This window comes from Pantoea sp. UBA7232, from assembly GCF_002473195.1.
Lineage (GTDB): Bacteria > Pseudomonadota > Gammaproteobacteria > Enterobacterales > Enterobacteriaceae > Pantoea > Pantoea eucrina.
Genome location: NZ_DKTK01000012.1, coordinates 16,545 through 35,663, shown reverse-complemented (window position 1 = coordinate 35,663; position 19,119 = coordinate 16,545). Strand labels below are relative to the sequence as shown.

Annotated in this window: 17 protein-coding genes; 15 read left to right on the top strand and 2 right to left on the bottom strand. The window is 55.4% G+C overall.

Features of this window, described 5'->3' with window-relative positions:
- Window positions 1-57: 57 nt before the first annotated feature.
- On the bottom strand, window positions 58-2,715 hold the full coding sequence (gene glnD, locus B4056_RS12265) for a bifunctional uridylyltransferase/uridylyl-removing protein GlnD (RefSeq protein ID WP_071669050.1): 2,658 nt from the start codon (window positions 2,713-2,715) through the stop codon (window positions 58-60).
- Between the two features lie 65 nt (window positions 2,716-2,780).
- A complete protein-coding gene (map, locus tag B4056_RS12260; protein WP_039382722.1) occupies window positions 2,781-3,572 on the bottom strand; it encodes a type I methionyl aminopeptidase in 792 nt (263 codons plus the stop codon).
- Between the two features lie 320 nt (window positions 3,573-3,892).
- On the opposite strand from map, the gene rpsB reads away from it, so the two are divergent.
- The 15 genes from rpsB to rnhB all read left to right on the top strand — a co-directional run bounded on the left by rpsB (window position 3,893) and on the right by rnhB (window position 19,111).
- Window positions 3,893-4,618 carry a 30S ribosomal protein S2 gene (gene rpsB, locus B4056_RS12255; protein ID WP_039382724.1) on the top strand — a complete coding sequence of 242 codons (726 nt, stop codon included), beginning with the start codon at window positions 3,893-3,895 and terminating at the stop codon, window positions 4,616-4,618.
- 184 nt (window positions 4,619-4,802) lie between these two features.
- Complete coding sequence (gene tsf / locus B4056_RS12250) at window positions 4,803-5,654, top strand: translation elongation factor Ts (protein ID WP_039382726.1); 852 nt, start codon at window positions 4,803-4,805, stop codon at window positions 5,652-5,654.
- A gap of 153 nt (window positions 5,655-5,807) precedes the next feature.
- A complete protein-coding gene (gene pyrH, locus B4056_RS12245; RefSeq protein WP_039382729.1) occupies window positions 5,808-6,533 on the top strand; it encodes a UMP kinase in 726 nt (241 codons plus the stop codon).
- Between the two features lie 189 nt (window positions 6,534-6,722).
- Window positions 6,723-7,280, top strand: coding sequence for a ribosome recycling factor (gene frr / locus B4056_RS12240; protein WP_039385717.1), 558 nt, complete (start codon window positions 6,723-6,725; stop codon window positions 7,278-7,280).
- Window positions 7,281-7,445: 165 nt separating this feature from the next.
- Entirely contained in the window at window positions 7,446-8,648 is a 1,203-nt protein-coding gene (ispC, locus tag B4056_RS12235; protein WP_175540480.1) for a 1-deoxy-D-xylulose-5-phosphate reductoisomerase, read from the top strand.
- 161 nt (window positions 8,649-8,809) lie between these two features.
- A complete protein-coding gene (gene ispU / locus B4056_RS12230; protein WP_039382733.1) occupies window positions 8,810-9,562 on the top strand; it encodes a (2E,6E)-farnesyl-diphosphate-specific ditrans,polycis-undecaprenyl-diphosphate synthase in 753 nt (250 codons plus the stop codon).
- Between the two features lie 18 nt (window positions 9,563-9,580).
- A complete protein-coding gene (gene cdsA, locus B4056_RS12225; RefSeq protein WP_039382735.1) occupies window positions 9,581-10,438 on the top strand; it encodes a phosphatidate cytidylyltransferase in 858 nt (285 codons plus the stop codon).
- Window positions 10,439-10,449: 11 nt separating this feature from the next.
- A complete protein-coding gene (gene rseP, locus B4056_RS12220; protein WP_113655007.1) occupies window positions 10,450-11,799 on the top strand; it encodes a sigma E protease regulator RseP in 1,350 nt (449 codons plus the stop codon).
- Window positions 11,800-11,850: 51 nt separating this feature from the next.
- A complete protein-coding gene (gene bamA, locus B4056_RS12215) occupies window positions 11,851-14,262 on the top strand; it encodes an outer membrane protein assembly factor BamA (RefSeq protein WP_039382738.1) in 2,412 nt (803 codons plus the stop codon).
- A 111-nt stretch (window positions 14,263-14,373) separates the two neighbouring features.
- A complete protein-coding gene (gene skp / locus B4056_RS12210; RefSeq protein WP_039382739.1) occupies window positions 14,374-14,871 on the top strand; it encodes a molecular chaperone Skp in 498 nt (165 codons plus the stop codon).
- A 3-nt stretch (window positions 14,872-14,874) separates the two neighbouring features.
- On the top strand, window positions 14,875-15,900 hold the full coding sequence (gene lpxD, locus B4056_RS12205) for a UDP-3-O-(3-hydroxymyristoyl)glucosamine N-acyltransferase (RefSeq protein ID WP_039382740.1): 1,026 nt from the start codon (window positions 14,875-14,877) through the stop codon (window positions 15,898-15,900).
- Between the two features lie 189 nt (window positions 15,901-16,089).
- Entirely contained in the window at window positions 16,090-16,545 is a 456-nt protein-coding gene (fabZ, locus tag B4056_RS12200) for a 3-hydroxyacyl-ACP dehydratase FabZ (RefSeq protein WP_007893924.1), read from the top strand.
- A gap of 3 nt (window positions 16,546-16,548) precedes the next feature.
- The gene (lpxA, locus tag B4056_RS12195; RefSeq protein ID WP_039382744.1) at window positions 16,549-17,337 is read left to right on the top strand and encodes an acyl-ACP--UDP-N-acetylglucosamine O-acyltransferase; all 789 of its coding nucleotides are present in this window, start codon (window positions 16,549-16,551) and stop codon (window positions 17,335-17,337) included.
- Window positions 17,338-17,340: 3 nt separating this feature from the next.
- A complete protein-coding gene (gene lpxB, locus B4056_RS12190) occupies window positions 17,341-18,489 on the top strand; it encodes a lipid-A-disaccharide synthase (protein ID WP_039382748.1) in 1,149 nt (382 codons plus the stop codon).
- Window positions 18,482-19,111 (top strand): ribonuclease HII, encoded by a 630-nt coding sequence (rnhB, locus tag B4056_RS12185; RefSeq protein WP_288654876.1) that lies wholly within the window; start codon window positions 18,482-18,484, stop codon window positions 19,109-19,111. The genes lpxB and rnhB overlap by 8 nt, the downstream gene beginning before the upstream one ends.
- Window positions 19,112-19,119: the final 8 nt, after the last annotated feature.

Sequence of the window (19,119 nt, the reverse complement as noted above, 5' to 3'; positions counted from 1 at the left end):
GTCATACGGATGCCCGGACGTGTCCGGACAGGATTCAATTTATCTGTGCAGTGTGATTCAGGACACTTTATCGTTTGGATTAAGGGCCTCTGTCAACCGTTGTTGTAACACATCGCGCATTTCTGCATTCAGCGCACGCCGTTCGCTGTTGGCGAGGATAAAGAGATCCTCAACCCGTTCGCCGATGGTGCTGATGCGCGCACCGTGCAGCGACACGCCGAGATCGGCAAAGACTTCACCTACCCGGGCAAGCAGTCCTGGCTGATCGAGCGCGATCAGCTCCAGATAGCTGCGCCGGTCGGTGTGGGTCGGCAAAAATTTCACGTCAGTGTCCACGCTGAAATGTTTCAGGCGCGCGGACTGGCGACGGGTACGCGGCGGCACCCACTCCTGCTGCGTAATGGCCTGCTGCAATGCCTGAATAATCAGCGGGTGGCGATCGGGTGAAAGCGGACTGCCATCGGGTTCGAGGACGATAAAGGTATCCATTGCCATGCCGTCACGGCTGGTAAAGATTTGCGCGTCGTGCACGCTGAGATTACGGCGGTCGAGTTCACCCGCTACGGCGGCAAACAGATAGGGGCGATCCGGGCTCCAGATAAAAATCTCCGTGCCGCCGCGCGTCGCCTGTGGGCTGACCAGCACCAGCGGCTGGCTGAGGTCGTGGTCAATCAGATGACGGGCGTGCCACGCCAGCTGATTAGGCGTATGGCGCAGAAAATAGTCGGCGCGGCAGCGGCTCCAGATATGGTGCAGCCGCTCTTCATTGAGGTTCTCCATGCGCAGCAGCGCCAGCGCCTGCAGACGATGGTGGCGCACCCGCTCGCGCAGATCCGGGCTATTTTCCATGCCGCGTCGCAGCTGCTTCTCGGTAGCAAAAAACAGCTCGCGCAGCAGGCTCTGCTTCCAGCTGTTCCACAGGCTCTCATTGGTGGCGCAGATATCGGAGACGGTGAGGCAGACCAGATAGCGCAGGCGATTCTCATTCTGCATTACCTCGGCGAACTGCTGGATCACCGTAGGGTCCTGAATATCGCGACGCTGGGCGGTGACCGACATCAGCAGATGATGACGCACCAGCCAGGCCACCAGCTGGGTCTCCCGGGAGTTGAGGTTGTGCAGCTCAGCAAACTCCAGCGCATCCTGCGCGCCCAGTATTGAGTGATCGCCGTTGCGGCCTTTGGCAATATCATGGAGCAGCGCTGCCATCAGCAGCAGCTCCGGCTGGGGCAGGCGCGGCCAGAGTTCCACACACAGCGGATGCTTTGGCCGCGTGCTCTCATCGGCGAAGCTCTCCAGCTTCTGCAACACGCGAATGGTGTGCTCATCCACCGTGTAGGCGTGAAACAGATCAAACTGCATCTGGCCGACCACGTTGCCCCAGAGCGGCGTATAGGCGGAGAGTACGCTATGGCGATGCATCGGCAGCAGCGCGCGTTTTACCGCGCCGGGATGACGCAGAATCGCCATAAAAGTGCGGCGCGCCTCAGCAATCTGGCACAGCGGCTGCCGCAGATGGCGGCGCGCATGACGCAGCTGGCGCAGGGTAGTGGAGTAGATCCCGGTAATTGAGGCGTTGCGTACCATGACATAAAACATGCGCAGAATGGCCTGCGGCTCGCGTTGAAACAGATCCGGGTCGCGCAGGTCAATCAGGTCGCCGCGTAGCTGAAAATCATCATCCAGCGCACGCGGCTTTTCGGTCGCTGGCAGGGCGAGGATCGCTTCATCAAACAGCTGCAGCAGCATCTGGTTCAGCTCGCTAATGCGGCGTGTTACGCGGTAGAAATCTTTCATCATGCGCTCAACCGGCTCGTTGCCTTCGCCGGAGTAGCTGAGGCGATGCGCGACGGTCAGTTGCCGATCAAAAAGCAGGCGGTTGTCGTAGCGTGGCAGCGTCAGATGCAGGGCGAAGCGGATGCGCCAGAGAAACTCCTGACACTCGTTGATCTCATTGCGCTCCGCTTCGGTCAGGAACCCAAAGCCCATCATCTCATCCATGGTGGTGGCACCAAAATGGCGACGCGCTACCCACTGCAGGGTATGGATATCGCGCAGGCCGCCCGGACTGCTTTTGATATCAGGTTCGAGATTGTAACTGGTGCCGTGGTAACGCTGATGGCGCTCCTGCTGCTCTTCAATTTTGGCAGCAAAAAAGCGCGATGAGGGCCAGAAGCCTTCGCTGAAGATATTCTTCTGCAGCTCAAGAAACAGCGCAACGTCGCCGGTCAGCATGCGCGACTCAATCAGGTTGGTTGCCACGGTGAGATCGGATAAGCCCTCCAGCAGGCACTCCTCAAGCGTGCGCACGCTGTGTCCCACCTCAAGCCGCAGATCCCACATAAGCGTGATCAGTTCAGAGGTGCGCTGCGCGGCGGCCTCATCAAGGGGCTGACGGCTGAGGATCAGAATGTCGATGTCCGACAGCGGATGCAGCTCGCCACGGCCATAGCCGCCCACCGCGACCAGCGCCATATCACTTAGCGTATCAAAACCGAAGAAACGCCACAGCCGTCGCAGCAGACGATCGATAAAGAGCGTGCGCGTGTCGATCAGCGACTCCACGTCGCTGCCGGCATCAAAGGCGAGGCTCAGCGCGTGCTGAAACTGCTCCAGCGCGGCTTTCAGCTGTTCACGCGTTAGCGCGTCGTCAGCCCAGCCGGCGGGTGAATCGGTGAGAATTTTGTGTACTGCCTCGGTCACGTTACCGCTCATCAACATGCCCCTTCGCGCATTAAAAAGCCGGCATCAAGCCGGCTCAGTGGGTAGCAGAGAGAGGATCAGACGTTTTCCAGCCGCGCCGGAATAGTGTCATCCTCACGCAGCGTCAGAATCTCACAGCCAGTTTCTGTCACCACAATAGTATGCTCATACTGCGCGGACAAGCTGCGATCTTTGGTTTTCACCGTCCAGCCATCCTTCATGGTGCGGATGCGGTAATCGCCTGCGTTAACCATCGGCTCCACGGTAAACGTCATGCCGGCCTGCAGCACCACACCGCTGTCGTCGGCGTCATAGTGCAGCACCTGCGGCTCTTCATGGAAGCCTTTGCCAATACCGTGACCGCAATACTCACGCACAACGGAGAAATCCTGCGCCTCAACGTATTGCTGGATCGCGCGTCCCAGCTCACGCAGGCGGATGCCTGGCTTAACGAGACGCAGAGCGATATAGAGGCTCTCCTGCGTCACGCGGCAGAGGCGCTCGCCGAGGATAGTGGGTTTGCCGACGATAAACATTTTTGAGGTATCACCGTGATACTCATCTTTAATGACGGTGACATCAACGTTCACGATATCACCCTCTTTCAGGACGCGATCGTCGCTGGGAATACCGTGGCACACCACCTCGTTTACCGAGATGCAGACCGATTTAGGGAAGCCGTGATAGCCAAGGCAGGCAGAAACCGCCTGCTGCTGCTGTGTGATGTGCTCGTGGCAGAGGCGATCAAGCTCACCGGTGGTCACACCCGGCACAACGTGAGGGGCGATCATTTCCAGCACTTCAGCGGCCAGGCGGCCCGCCACGCGCATTTTTTCGATTTCGTCAGGAGTTTTGATTGAGATAGCCATGAATTTTTCCGCAATCGCCGAAATTTTCGACAATAATGAGTTCTGTGGCAGTCATGTTAGCAGGCAGCAAATGGGCTGCCAAATCGGGATTGCCGCACACGTTTTGCGCTAACAACCGCTGGCGTATTTATACCTGTTATGGTATAAAGCGCGCCGACGATTCTCTGCTGTCTTACGAAAGCGAGACGGCAGGAAGCGCATAAATCTCATTATGTGTACTAAAACACACATGTATCGACACATACGCCGGGGTGCCTTGAAAGAGGTCGGTCGTATGGGATACATGGAGGCCCAACCCCAAACATACTTTAGAGGTAATCATGGCAACTGTTTCCATGCGCGACATGCTCAAGGCTGGTGTTCACTTCGGTCACCAGACCCGTTACTGGAACCCAAAAATGAAGCCATTCATTTTTGGTGCACGTAACAAGGTTCACATCATCAACCTTGAGAAAACTGTACCAATGTTCAACGACGCTCTGGCTGAGCTGCAGAAGATCTCTTCTCGCAAAGGTAAAATCCTGATCGTTGGTACTAAGCGCGCTGCTGCTGAAGCGGTAAAAGAGTCAGCTCTGAGCTGCGACCAGTTCTTCGTTAACCACCGCTGGTTAGGTGGTATGCTGACTAACTGGAAAACCGTTCGTCAGTCAATCAAACGTCTGAAAGATCTGGAAACTCAGTCTCAGGACGGCACGTTCGACAAACTGACCAAGAAAGAAGCACTGATGCGTGCTCGTGAGCTGGCCAAGCTGGAAAACAGCCTGGGTGGTATCAAAGACATGGGCGGTCTGCCAGATGCGCTGTTTGTTGTTGATGCTGACCACGAACACATCGCAATCAAAGAAGCAAACAACCTGGGTATCCCGGTATTTGCTATCGTTGATACCAACTCTGATCCAGATGGCGTTGATTTCGTTATCCCTGGTAACGACGATGCGATCCGTGCTGTAAGCCTGTACCTGACTGCTGTTGCCACTACCGTGCGCGAAGGCCGTTCACAGGACCTGGCTGAGCAGGCTGAAGACGCGTCTTTAGAAAACGCTTAATAAGGATTGCTCTTTCTGAGAGCCCTTAGACATCAGATGTTATCTGTATAAGGGGCCGCACAGGCCCCTTTTATTTATCTCCGTCTGTCGCGCTCCCTGTTACGGGCTGGCGGGGCAGAGTAAATTTTCCGCAACAGGTTTCTGCGCGTGCGCACGCACCCGGAAACGAACCGAGGATTCTGGAATGGCTGAAATTACCGCTGCATTGGTAAAAGAACTGCGTGAGCGTACTGGCGCAGGCATGATGGACTGCAAAAAAGCGCTGACCGAAGCGAACGGCGACATCGAGCTGGCAATTGAAAACATGCGTAAGTCTGGCGCAATCAAAGCTGCGAAAAAAGCAGGTAACGTTGCAGCTGACGGCGTGATCAAAACCAAAATCGTTGATGGTTACGGTGTGATTCTGGAAGTTAACTGCCAGACTGACTTCGTTGCTAAAGATGGCGGTTTCCAGGCGTTTGCTGACAAAGTTCTGGATGCAGCTACTGCCGGCAAAATCACCGACGTTGAAGCGCTGAAAGCACAGTTCGAAGAAGAGCGTGTTGCACTGGTTGCTAAAATCGGTGAGAACATCAACATCCGTCGCGTAGCAGTACTGGAAGGCGCTCAGCTGAACAGCTACCAGCACGGCGCGCGTATCGGCGTTCTGGTTTCTACCACCGCTGCTGATGAAGAGCTGAGCAAGCAGATCGCAATGCACGTTGCGGCAAGCAAGCCAGAGTTCGTTAAGCCAGAAGATGTTTCTGCTGACGTGGTTGAGAAAGAGTACCAGGTACAGCTGGATATCGCGATGCAGTCTGGCAAGCCAAAAGAGATCGCAGAGAAGATGGTTGAAGGCCGTATGAAGAAATTCACCGGCGAAGTCTCTCTGACTGGTCAGGCTTTCGTTATCGACCCAAGCAAAACTGTGGGTCAGGCGCTGAAAGAGAAAGGCGCAGATGTCATCAACTTCATCCGCTTTGAAGTGGGCGAAGGCATTGAGAAAGTTGAAACCGACTTTGCAGCTGAAGTGGCTGCGATGTCCAAACAGTCTTAATGAGTGACCGGAACCGCCGCGAGGCGGTTCTTTTTTGTCTGCGTTTTGGCGCAGTGATTTTCAGTCTCATCCCAATAGCTTTTTTGACGCGCTAAGCGGATGATCCACCAGATTTAACTTCTCATTCATCTTATCCTCCAGGAAGAATTGACCATGGCGACCAACGCAAAACCTGTATACCAACGTATCCTACTGAAACTGAGCGGCGAGGCCCTGCAGGGTGCCGAAGGTTTTGGTATCGACGCGAGCGTGCTTGACCGCATGGCGCAAGAGGTGAAAGAGCTGGTTGAGCTGGGCATCCAGGTAGGTGTGGTGATTGGTGGCGGTAATCTGTTCCGTGGCGCAGGCCTCGCTCAGGCGGGCATGAACCGCGTAGTAGGCGACCACATGGGTATGCTGGCGACCGTCATGAACGGCCTGGCAATGCGTGATGCGCTGCACCGCGCCTATGTGAACGCACGCCTGATGTCTGCCATCCCGCTTAACGGCGTCTGTGACAACTACAGCTGGGCTGAAGCGATCAGCCTGCTGCGTAATAACCGCGTGGTGATCTTCTCTGCCGGTACCGGCAACCCGTTCTTTACCACCGATTCTGCTGCCTGCCTGCGCGGCATTGAGATTGAAGCGGACGTCGTGTTGAAGGCGACTAAAGTAGATGGCGTCTACTCAGCCGATCCGGTGAAAAATCCGGACGCGACGCTGTACGATCAGCTCAGCTACGCTGAAGTGCTGGAAAAAGAGCTGAAAGTTATGGATCTGGCCGCCTTTACGCTGGCGCGTGACCACGCACTGCCGATTCGCGTCTTCAACATGAATAAGCCTGGCGCACTGCGTCGCGTGGTAATGGGTGAAAAAGAAGGCACCCTGATTACGCATTAATATCCGACGCAAGGTAAAATAAGGTATATTCTGATAGCGCAGTGCCTGACGCTGCGCCACTACCTGACATAATCGATGTTGCAGGCGGCTTGTACGTCAGCAGCAGGTAGCAGGATGATCGATGTTTATCGATACCAGTTCCGACGCGTGCGGAAATGGCCAGGTCAAACCGAATCCAAGGGTTTTAACGTGATTAACGATATTAAAAAAGATGCCGAAACACGCATGGACAAGTGCGTGGAAGCATTCAAAAGCACCATCAGCAAAGTGCGTACCGGTCGTGCTTCACCTTCACTGCTCGACGGCATTGTGGTGGAATACTACGGTACACCTACGCCACTGCGTCAGCTCGCCAGCGTAACGGTAGAAGATTCCCGTACGCTGAAAATCAACGTGTTTGATCGCTCTCTGGGTCCGGCCGTTGAGAAAGCGATTATGACGTCCGACCTCGGCCTGAATCCAAGTTCAGCCGGCACCGACATCCGTGTTCCGCTGCCAGCGCTGACAGAAGAGCGCCGTAAAGATCTGATCAAAATCGTTCGTGGCGAAGCAGAGCAGGGGCGTGTTTCCGTGCGTAACGTTCGCCGTGATGCCAACGATAAGATCAAAGCGCTGCTGAAAGATAAAGAGATCAGCGAAGATGACGAACGTCGTTCACAGGATGATATCCAGAAAATGACCGACCTTCACATCAAGCATGTTGATGCTGCGCTGGCAGAAAAAGAGAAGGAGCTGATGGACTTCTGAGTCTGTCAGCCCGATCTGTATCTGCTGGAGGCAGGTAAGCGCCTGCCTGTAACAGATATAAAACGCCGTTCAGAGCCGTATTCGTACCGAATGCACTCTGGCGGCGTTTTACATTGTGCCTGGCGCCGTTGCGGGCACCTATGATGACTTCACAGGGATAGCATGATGAAGCAATTAACTCTTCTGGGATCCACCGGCTCAATTGGCACCAGTACGCTGGCGGTTGTCGCCGCGAATCCCGATCTCTATCAGGTTACGGCGCTGGTCGCAGGGCAGAATGCTGCGCTGATGGCTGAGCAGTGCCAGCAGTTCCGGCCACGCTATGCAGCGATGTCTGATGAGACCGCCGCTGCCGACCTGCGTGAGCGACTGAGAGCACTCAATGTCGATACCGAAGTGCTCTCCGGCGTTCAGGCAGCCTGCGATCTGGCGGCGCTGGATGAGGTTGATCAGGTGATGGCGGCGATTGTCGGCGCCTCGGGCCTGCAGCCAACGCTGGCAGCGATTCGTGCCGGAAAAACCGTGCTGCTGGCTAACAAGGAGTCACTTGTCACGTGCGGCCGCTTGTTTATGGAGGCAGTGCGCCAGCATCAGGCGCAGCTGCTGCCGGTCGATAGCGAGCATAATGCCATTTTTCAGAGTTTGCCCGCTTCCATACAGCATCAGTTGGGGTACGCTGATCTGCGGGAGAACGGGATCGACTCGATTCTCCTTACGGGATCGGGTGGTCCTTTTCGTGACACGCCACTGGCCGATCTGGCTGCTATGTCGCCGGATCAGGCCTGTGCGCATCCGAACTGGTCAATGGGGCGCAAAATCTCCGTTGATTCGGCCACTATGATGAATAAAGGTCTTGAATACATTGAAGCCCGCTGGTTGTTCAACGCCACTGACGCGCAAATGGAGGTCATCCTGCACCCGCAGTCGGTGATCCACTCTATGGTGCGTTATTGTGACGGCAGCGTGCTGGCGCAGCTGGGATCGCCTGATATGCGCACACCGATTGCTCACAGCATGGCATGGCCTGCACGTATCGCCGCTGGCGTCACGCCGCTTGATTTCACCCGAATGAAAGCGCTGACGTTTGCTGAACCCGATTACGTACGCTATCCCTGCCTGAAGCTGGCAATCGATGCGTGTACTGCAGGGCAGGCGGCCACGACGACGCTGAATGCAGCAAATGAAATCGCGGTAGCAGCGTTTTTGCAGCATCAGATTCGCTTTACCGATATTGCCGCCCTCAACAGCGAAGTACTGGCTACGCTCAGCTCGCCGGAGCCAGCCAGTATTGATGAGGTGCTGGAAATCGATCGACTGGCGCGGCAGCATGCAAAGGCACTGCTGTCACGCGTCACTCTGGCTGGCTGATAGCCCCGCTATTTGTTCGCTCTGGCTGAAAATGGTATAGTCGCTCGCGTTTTACGGCACGACATTGTTTCGATGTCATCCGGCTTACGGGCCGGCCTTTGCCGCAGGCGCAATGTATTCAGAAAACACAGCATTTCTGATGAAAGGAATTATTACGCGTTATGTCGTCCAACAATCACAATACAATCGATGACGGGTCGTACTGCACACCACGTCACGTGGCCATCATTATGGATGGTAATGGTCGCTGGGCAAAAAATCAGGGCAAACTGCGTATTTCAGGCCACAAAGCCGGGGTAAAATCGGTTCGCCGTGCCGTCAGCTTTGCGGTCAGCCACAAGCTGGAAGCGTTAACGCTCTATGCGTTCAGCAGTGAAAACTGGAGCCGACCGCCGCAGGAAGTGACGGCGTTAATGGAATTATTTATCTGGGCTCTCGACAGTGAAGTAAAGAGCCTGCATAAGCATAATGTACGTCTGTGCATTATTGGTGATATCAGCCGTTTTTCTGGTCGTATTCAGGAACGCATTCGCCGCGCCGAGGAACTGACTCAACAAAATAATGGACTGACCCTCAACATTGCTGCCAACTATGGCGGCCGTTGGGATATTATCCAGGGTGCCAGGAAACTGGCCGAACAGGTTCAGGAAGGGCTACTGCGTCCTGACCAGATAACCGAAGAAAGCCTTGCTCCCTACCTCTGTATGCAGGAGCTGGCGCCGGTGGATTTAGTGATAAGGACCGGGGGAGAGCATCGAATCAGCAACTTCCTGCTGTGGCAGATAGCCTATGCTGAGTTCTGGTTTACCGATGTTCTTTGGCCTGATTTTGATGAACATGTTTTTGAAGGTGCACTGAATGCATTCTCTCTGCGGGAGCGACGCTACGGCGGCGCTGCACCAGGCGGCGCCTGAGCTACCTGGGGGTAACCTTTGCTGAAGTCTCGTCTGATCACCGCGTTTATTTTGATTCCGCTGGTGATCGCTGCGCTATTCTGGTTACCGCTGTCTGGTTTCGCGATTACCACGATTGCTATCTGCATGCTCGCCGCCTGGGAGTGGGGGCAGCTGGCCGGTATGGCTACCCGTCAGCAGCGCGTCTGGCTGGCGCTGCTCTGTGGCCTGCTGCTGGCAGCGATGCTGTTTACCTTACCGTCCTATTCTCACGATGCGCATCAGCCTCAGCTGGAAAGCTCGCTCTGGGCCGCACTTGGCTGGTGGGTCGTTGCTCTCTTTCTGGTGCTGTTCTATCCCGCCTCTGCCGCACTCTGGCGCGGCTCGCGTCCGCTTCGTCTGCTGTTTGGCGTGCTGACGATCGTCCCGTTTTTCTGTGGCATGATCGCGCTGCGCCAGTATCACTACGACATTGATCACTTTGCCGGCGCCTGGTGGCTCCTGTTCGTTATGCTGCTGGTATGGGGCGCGGACTCGGGTGCCTATATGTTTGGCCGGCTGTTCGGCAAACACAAGCTGGCGCCTAAAGTCTCACCGGGTAAAACCTGGGAAGGCTTTTTTGGTGGCCTGCTCTCTTCCGCTATTATCGCCTGGCTGTTTGCACTGCTGGCTCCGCTGACGGTGGCGCCGGGCACGCTGATTGCGTGTGCCGTTGTTGCCACGCTTGCCTCGGTATTAGGCGATCTCACTGAAAGTATGTTTAAGCGCGAAGCGGGCATTAAAGACAGCGGAAATCTTATCCCCGGCCACGGTGGTATCCTCGATCGTATCGATAGCCTCACAGCGGCCGTGCCGGTATTTGCCTGCCTGCTGCTGCTGGTGTTTCATACCCTCTAGGAGCAGCAACTATGTTAAGCATTCTCTGGAGTTTTGCTGCTTTCATCGTCGCGCTGGGCGTGCTGATCACCGTGCATGAGTTTGGCCACTTCTGGGTGGCACGCCGGTGCGGCATCTATGTCGAACGCTTTTCTATCGGTTTCGGTAAGGCGCTCTGGCGACGGACTGACCGGCAGGGGACAGAGTATGTTATTGCGCTGATCCCGCTCGGCGGCTATGTCAAAATGCTGGATGAGCGCGTAGAGAGCGTTTCCGCTGAGCGCCGTCACGAGGCGTTTAACAACAAAACCGTGCTGCAGCGTGCTGCCGTCATCGCCGCGGGGCCGGTTGCCAATTTCCTCTTCGCTATCTTCGCTTACTGGCTGGTCTTTATGCATGGCGTGCCCGGCGTACGGCCGGTGGTTGGCGAAATTGTGAGCGGCTCCGTCGCAGCGGAAGCGCAAATTCAGTCAGGCATGGAACTTAACGCAGTTGACGGTATCGAAACGCCTGACTGGGATGCTGTGCGCATGGCCCTGATTGGGAAAATCGGCGATGAGAGTACCACGCTGACCGTTTCTCAGTTTGGCGAAAGCGCAACCCAGCAGAAGCGGGTCGACCTGCGTGACTGGCAGTTTGAGCCAGACAAGCAGGATCCGGTGGTAGCGCTCGGCATTCGTCCACGCGGGCCACAGATTGAAACCACGCTGGCAGAAATACAGGCGGATTCACCCGCCAGCGCTGCCGGTTTGCAAGCGGGCGACAGGATCGTTAAAGTCGATGGTCAGCCGTTAACGCAGTGGCAGACATTTGCCGGCCAGGTACGGGATAATCCGGGTAAACCGATGGCGCTTGAGGTTGAGCGAAATGGCGTCCGGCACTCTCTGACGCTGACGCCAGCCGCGAAGCCGGGCAAGCCTGAAGAGGGATTCGCCGGCGTTATTCCGCGCGTGCAGCCGCTGCCTGACGCGTATAAAACGGTGAAACAGTATGGGCCGGTGGCCGCTATCGGTGAGGCAGGCGTCAAAACCTGGCAGCTGATGAAGCTTACGGTGTCGATGCTGGGTAAGCTGATTACAGGTGATGTAAAGCTGAATAACCTGAGCGGCCCGATTTCGATTGCGCAGGGTGCCGGTTTATCAGCGGAGTACGGGGTGATTTATTATCTGATGTTCCTGGCGCTGATAAGCGTCAATCTGGGCATCATCAACCTGTTTCCGTTACCGGTTTTAGATGGTGGGCATCTGCTTTTTCTGGCGATCGAAAAGATCAAAGGAGGACCGGTGTCCGAGCGAGTTCAGGACTTCAGTTATCGCATCGGCTCAATTTTGCTGGTGCTGTTAATGGGGCTTGCACTTTTCAATGATTTCTCTCGCCTGTAACGTCTGGAACGCAGACAGGTGCGGGATGTGTTAGGAAAACGCATAACAACGATGGCGATGAAAAAGTTGCTCATAGCGTCGCTGCTGTTTAGCAGCGCCACCGTTTACGGTGCAGACGATTTCGTGGTGAACGACATTCATTTCGAAGGTCTCCAGCGAGTCGCCGTCGGCGCGGCTCTGCTCAGCATGCCGGTACGCGTCGGTGATACGGTGAATGATGATGATATCAGAAACACCATTCGCTCACTGTTTGCCACCGGCAATTTTGAAGATGTGCAGGTTTTACGTGACGGAACGACCCTGATTGTTCAGGTTAAAGAGCGTCCGACTATTGCCAGCATCACATTCTCCGGTAACAAGGCGGTGAAAGAGGATCAGCTGAAGCAGAACCTCGAAGCGTCAGGCGTTCGCGTCGGCGAAGCGCTGGATCGCACCACGCTCTCTTCAATCGAGAAGGGACTGGAAGATTTCTACTACAGCGTCGGCAAATACACCGCCAGCGTAAAAGCGATTGCCACACCGCTGCCGCGTAACCGCGTGGATCTGAAATTTGTTTTCCAGGAAGGTGTCTCTGCCAAAATTCAGCAGATCAACATCGTGGGTAACAAAGCGTTCAGCTCTGATGAACTGATCTCCCGCTTCCAGCTGCGTGATGAAGTGCCGTGGTGGAACGTAGTCGGCGATCGCAAATATCAGAAGCAGAAGCTGGCCGGCGACCTTGAGACGCTGCGCAGTTTCTATCTGGATCGCGGTTATGCGCGCTTTAATATCGACTCGACTCAGGTCAGCCTGACGCCGGATAAAAAAGGCATCTACATCACCGTCAACATTAACGAAGGCGACCAGTATAAAATCGCCGGCGTGATTGTGAACGGCAGCATGGCGGGCCACTCAGCAGAAATTGAACATCTGACCAAAATCCCGAATGGTGAGCTTTACAACGGCACCAAAGTGACGCAGATGGAAGATGATATCAAAAAGCTGCTGGGCCGCTATGGCTATGCCTATCCGCGCGTCGTGACGCAGCCGGAAATCAGCGACGCTGACAAAACCGTTAAGCTGCATATTAACGTTGATGCCGGTAATCGCTATTACGTGCGTAAAGTCCGTTTTGAAGGGAACGACACCTCAAAAGATGCTGTACTGCGCCGTGAGATGCGTCAGATGGAAGGCGCATGGCTGGGCAGCGATCTGGTTGATCAGGGTAAAGAGCGTCTGAACCGCACCGGTTACTTTGAAACGGTTGATGTGGATACGCAGCGCGTACCAGGCGTGCCGGATCAGGTGGATGTGGTCTACAAAGTTAAAGAGCGCAACACCGGTACCTTTAACTTTGGCGTGGGCTACGGAACAGAAAGCGGCGTCAGCTTCCAGGTGGGTGTTACCCAGGATAACTGGCTCGGTACCGGTAATACCGTTAGTATCAGCGGTACCAAAAATGATTATCAGACCTATGCTGAATTCTCACTGACCGATCCCTACTTTACGGTTGACGGCGTGAGTCTGGGCGGTCGCCTGTTCTATAACGACTTTAAAGCGGACGATGCCGATCTGTCAGACTACACCAACAAGAGTTACGGTGTTGATGGTACGCTCGGCTTCCCGGTTAATGAGAACAACACCCTGCGCGTTGGCTTAGGCTATGTGCATAACGATCTGTCGAACATGCGGCCGCAGGTGGCAATGTGGCGTTACCTCGACTCGGTCGGGCGTCCACAGGGACTCAATAATAAAGGCGATTTCTCTGCGGATGATTTTACCTTTAACTATGGCTGGACCTACAATACGCTGGATCGCGGCTTCTTCCCGACGCGCGGTAACCGCACCAACCTGAACGGTAAGGTGACGATTCCAGGTTCAGACAACGCGTTCTATAAAGCGACGCTGGACACGCAGCAGTATGTGCCGCTGAACCGTGACGGCACCTGGGTAGTCCTGGGGCGTGGTCGTGTGGGCTATGGAGACGGCATCGGGGATAAAGAGATGCCGTTCTATGAGAACTTCTACGCCGGTGGCTCCAGCACGGTACGTGGTTTCCGTTCCAATACTATTGGTCCGAAAGCCGCTTACCTTAACGATCGCTCCTCATCGTGTAATCTGACCGATCCAAACGGGATCTGTAAGTCAGATGATGCGGTAGGCGGTAACGCAATGGCGATTGCCAGCCTCGAGCTGATCACGCCAACGCCGTTCCTGAGCGAGAAGTACGCTAACTCCGTGCGCACTTCACTGTTTGTGGACGCCGGTACCGTCTGGGATACTAACTGGCAGAATACGGCAGCCACCCGCGCTGCGGATATTCCGGACTATAGCGATCCTAACAACATTCGCGTCTCTGCAGGCCTGGCGCTGCAGTGGATGTCGCCACTGGGCCCGCTGGTCTTCTCCTATGCCCAGCCGGTGAAGAAAGTCGAGGGAGACAAAGCAGAGCAGTTCCAGTTTAACATTGGTAAAACCTGGTAATGTTCTGAGCAGGGAAGCGGAAGCGAAGTACGGCATAGCTTAGCGCAGCAAAGCGCTAAGCGAGCCAAACACTGTGTCGCAGACACAAACGTTGATGGTAAGGAGTTTATAGTGAAAAAGTTGTTGTGTGCCGCAGGTCTGGGTCTTGCTTTAGCGGTTTCCGCTGGCGTTCAGGCTGCTGACAAAATTGCAGTGGTAAACGTGTCCAGCATTTTCCAGCAGTTACCGCAACGTGCGACCGTTGCTAAACAGCTTGAAAATGAGTTCAAAGGCCGCGCAACTGAGCTGCAGGGCCAGGAACGCGATCTGCAGACCAAAATGCAGAGACTGCAGCGTGATGCTTCTACCATGAAGGCGAGCGAGCGCAGCCGCATGGAAAAAGACATCATGTCCCAGCGCGAAGCCTTCTCCAGCAAAGCCCAGGCTTTCGAACAGGATAACCGTCGTCGCCAGATGGAAGAGCGTAACAAACTGCTGAGCCGTATCCAGGATGCCGTGAAGAAAGTGGCAGACAGCGATGGTTATGATGTCGTGATTGATGCTAACGCCGTAGCCTATGCTGCTAATGCGAAAGACATTACTGCTGACGTGCTGAAACAGGTTAAATAATCGATGTCATCAATTCGACTGGCTGATTTAGCCCAGCAGTTGGATGCAGAATTGCACGGAGATGGCGATATCGTCATCTCCGGCATTGCTTCTATGCAATCCGCCACCCCTGGTCAAATCACTTTTCTTGCCAACAGCCGCTACCGCGAGCAGCTCGCCAGCGTTCAGGCGTCAGCCGTGGTGCTGACGGAAGCGGATCTGGAATGGTGCAATACTGCCGCCCTGGTAGTGAAAAATCCCTATCTTACCTATGCCCGCATGGCACAACTGCTGGACACCACGCCGCAGCCCGCGCAGAATATCGCGCCCAGCGCGGTGATCGATCCTTCCGCCTCGCTGGGACAAAATGTGTCGGTAGGGGCGAACGCGGTGATTGAGTCTGGCGTTGAGCTGGGTGACAACGTCGTGATTGGTGCAGGCTGCTTTGTCGGCAAAAAGAGCCGGATTGGCAGCGGCACGCGCCTCTGGGCCAACGTGACGATTTATCATGAGATTCAGATTGGTCAGGATTGTCTGATTCAGTCAGGCACTGTCATCGGTGCAGATGGTTTCGGGTATGCTAACGATCGCGGCAACTGGGTGAAAATCCCTCAGCTCGGCACGGTCATCATCGGTGACCGGACAGAGATTGGTGCCTGCACCACTATCGATCGCGGTGCGCTGGATAACACTCTGATCGGCAATGGTGTTATCATAGACAACCAGTGTCAGATTGCCCACAACGTTGTAATTGGTGACAATACAGCCGTTGCGGGAGGTGTGATCATGGCCGGTAGCCTGAAGATTGGACGTTACTGTATGATTGGCGGCGCCAGCGTCATTAACGGCCATATGGAGATCTGCGATAAAGTAACCGTAACCGGTATGGGCATGGTGATGCGTCCCATTACAGAGCCGGGGGTTTACTCCTCAGGGATCCCACTGCAACCGAACAAAGCCTGGCGTAAAACGGCAGCGCTGGTGATGAATATCGATGACATAAGCAAACGTCTGAAAGCCATCGAACGCAAAGTTGATAAAAACAGCTAAGCACATCCGCGCGACCCGCTTTCATAATAATGCCGCCTGCCTGCTTTTGCCCTTCAGTGTGGTAAAGGACGGCAGGTAGCGCAGAGAAGCGAACGCCACCGAACTGATTTGCGGCCTGCGAAAGATCATTTTGATCGGTGCAGGCCGTGTTATTGTTGCCATCAGATTTTTTAGGACAGGAAGAGTATTTTGACTACTGAAACGCATACTCTGAAAATCGAAGAGATTTTAGAACTGCTGCCGCACCGCTATCCGTTTTTGCTGGTGGATCGCGTGCTGGATTTTGAAGAGCACAAATATCTGCGTGCGGTAAAGAACGTTTCTGTTAATGAACCGTTTTTCCAGGGGCACTTCCCTGGTAAACCGATTTTCCCAGGCGTTCTGATTTTAGAAGCGATGGCGCAGGCGACCGGTATTCTGGCGTTTAAAAGCGTTGGCAAACTGGAACCTGGCGAGCTCTATTATTTTGCCGGTATCGATGAAGCCCGCTTCAAGCGCCCGGTAGTACCAGGCGACCAGATGATCATGGAAGTCACCTTCGAAAAAACCCGTCGTGGTCTGACACGTTTTAAAGGCGTTGCTACAGTGGATGGTAAAATTGTCTGTGAAGCGACCATGATGTGTGCCCGTAGCCGGGAGGCATAATTAGTGATTGATTCAACCGCCACCATCCATCCGACCGCCATCGTTGAAGAGGGTGCTGTACTGGGTGCAAATGTTCATATCGGTCCCTTCTGTATTGTGGGCGCTGACGTGGAAATTGGCGCAGGTACGGTATTGAAATCACACGTGGTGGTTAATGGCCATACGCGCATCGGCGAAGAGAACCAGATCTATCAGTTTGTCTCTATTGGTGAGGTAAACCAGGATCTGAAATATGCGGGTGAGCCTACCCGCACCGAAATCGGCGATCGCAACCGGATCCGCGAAAGCGTGACCATTCATCGCGGCACCACGCAGGGTGGCGGACTGACTAAAGTTGGCAGCGACAACCTGCTGATGGTGAATGCGCACATTGCACACGACTGCGTGATTGGCAGCCGCTGCATTCTGGCAAATAACGTGACGCTGGGCGGCCACGTTACCGTGGATGATTTTGCGATCATCGGCGGCGTGACGGCCGTGCACCAGTGGTGCACTATCGGCGCTCACGTTATGGTTGGCGGTTGTTCCGGCGTGGCGCAGGATATTCCGCCATACATTATTGCGCAGGGTAACCACGCCACACCGTTTGGCGTCAATATTGAAGGTCTCAAGCGTCGCGGCTTCAGCAAAGAGGCGCTGCATGCTATTCGCAACGCTTACAAGCTGCTCTACCGCAGCGGTAAAACGCTGGATGAGGTAAAGCCTGAAATCGAGGCGCTGGCGCAGCAGCACAGCGAAGTCCAGCCGTTCTTTGATTTCTTCGCCCGTTCAACCCGTGGATTGATCCGTTAATTCATGTCAGTGCGTCCCTTAACGATTGCCCTGGTCGCCGGAGAAACCTCCGGCGATATTCTTGGTGCCGGTCTGATCCGCGCGCTGAAAGCGCGTCATCCTGATGCACGCTTTGTTGGCGTAGCGGGTCCGCTGATGCAGGCAGAAGGCTGCGAAGTCTGGTACGAAATGGAAGAGCTGGCGGTGATGGGCATTGTCGAAGTGCTGGGCCGCCTGCGACGCCTGCTGACCATCCGCAAAGACCTCACGCAGCGCTTCACCGCGCTCCGCCCTGACGTGTTTGTGGGCATTGATGCGCCGGACTTTAACATCACGCTGGAAGGCAACCTGAAGCGTGCCGGTATTCGTACCGTGCACTACGTCAGCCCTTCCGTCTGGGCATGGCGTCAGAAACGTGTCTTTAAGATTGGCCGCAACACCGATATGGTGCTGGCGTTTCTGCCGTTCGAGAAAGCGTTCTACGATCGCTTTAACGTGCCGTGTCGTTTTATCGGTCACACCATGGCTGATGCGATGCCGCTGCAGCCTGATAAGCAGGCCGCGCGTCGCGAGCTGGGTATTGCAGACGATGCGATCTGTCTGGGTTTACTGCCAGGCAGTCGTGGCGCAGAAGTTGAAATGCTGAGCGCCGATTTTCTGCGCGCGGCGCAGCTGCTGCGTCAGCGCTACCCGGCGCTGGAAATCGTGGTTCCGCTGGTTAACGCAAAGCGGCGGGCGCAGTTTGAACAGATTAAAGCGGAGATTGCGCCTGAGCTGCCTATGCACCTGCTGGATGGCAAAGGGCGTCAGGCGATGATCGCCAGCGATGCGGCTATTCTGGCATCCGGCACCGCGGCGCTGGAGTGTATGCTGGCAAAGTGCCCGATGGTCGTGGGGTATCGTATGAAACCCGTTACCTTCTGGCTGGCGAAGCGCCTGGTCAAAACGCCTTACGTCTCGCTGCCTAATCTGCTGGCGGGACGGGAGCTGGTTAAAGAGCTGCTGCAGGATGAGTGCCAGCCGCAGACGCTGGCCGCCGCGCTGGAGCCGCTGCTGCATGCGGGTGCCGAACGCGACGCGCTGCTGGAAACCTTTACTCAACTGCATCAGCAGATCCGCTGGAATGCCGATGAGCAGGCGGCGGATGCGGTACTGGAGATTGCTCATGGCTGAATTTATCTATCCTGATGCGCAACGTATTGCGGGCGTGGACGAAGTCGGACGCGGCCCGCTGGTAGGGGCCGTAGTAACGGCGGCGGTGATCCTCGATCCTGCTAACCCGATTGCTGGTCTGGCAGACTCAAAAAAGCTGTCGGAAAAGCGCCGTCTGGCGCTGTATGATGAAATTACCGAAAAGGCGCTGGCGTGGAGCCTCGGCAGGGCTGAGCCAGAAGAGATCGACCAGCTCAATATTCTGCATGCCACGCTGCTGGCGATGCAGCGCGCGGTGGCAGGGCTGCACCTTACGCCCGATTTTGTGCTGATCGATGGCAATCGCTGTCCGGCGCTGGCGATGCCTGCGCAGGCGGTGATCAAAGGCGACAGTCTGGTGCAGGAAATCAGCGCTGCATCCATTATTGCCAAAGTGACGCGCGATCGCGAAATGGCTGAACTCGATCGTCTCTTTCCGCAGTATGGCTTTGTGCAGCATAAAGGTTACCCCACCGCGCTTCATATGGCGAAGCTCAAACAGTTTGGTGCCACGCCGCATCATCGTCGCAGTTTTGCGCCGGTGCGCAACGCGCTGCTGGATGCCGAACTGCACGCCTCAGTACAACCCGCGCCGCTTTATTAAGCCTGACG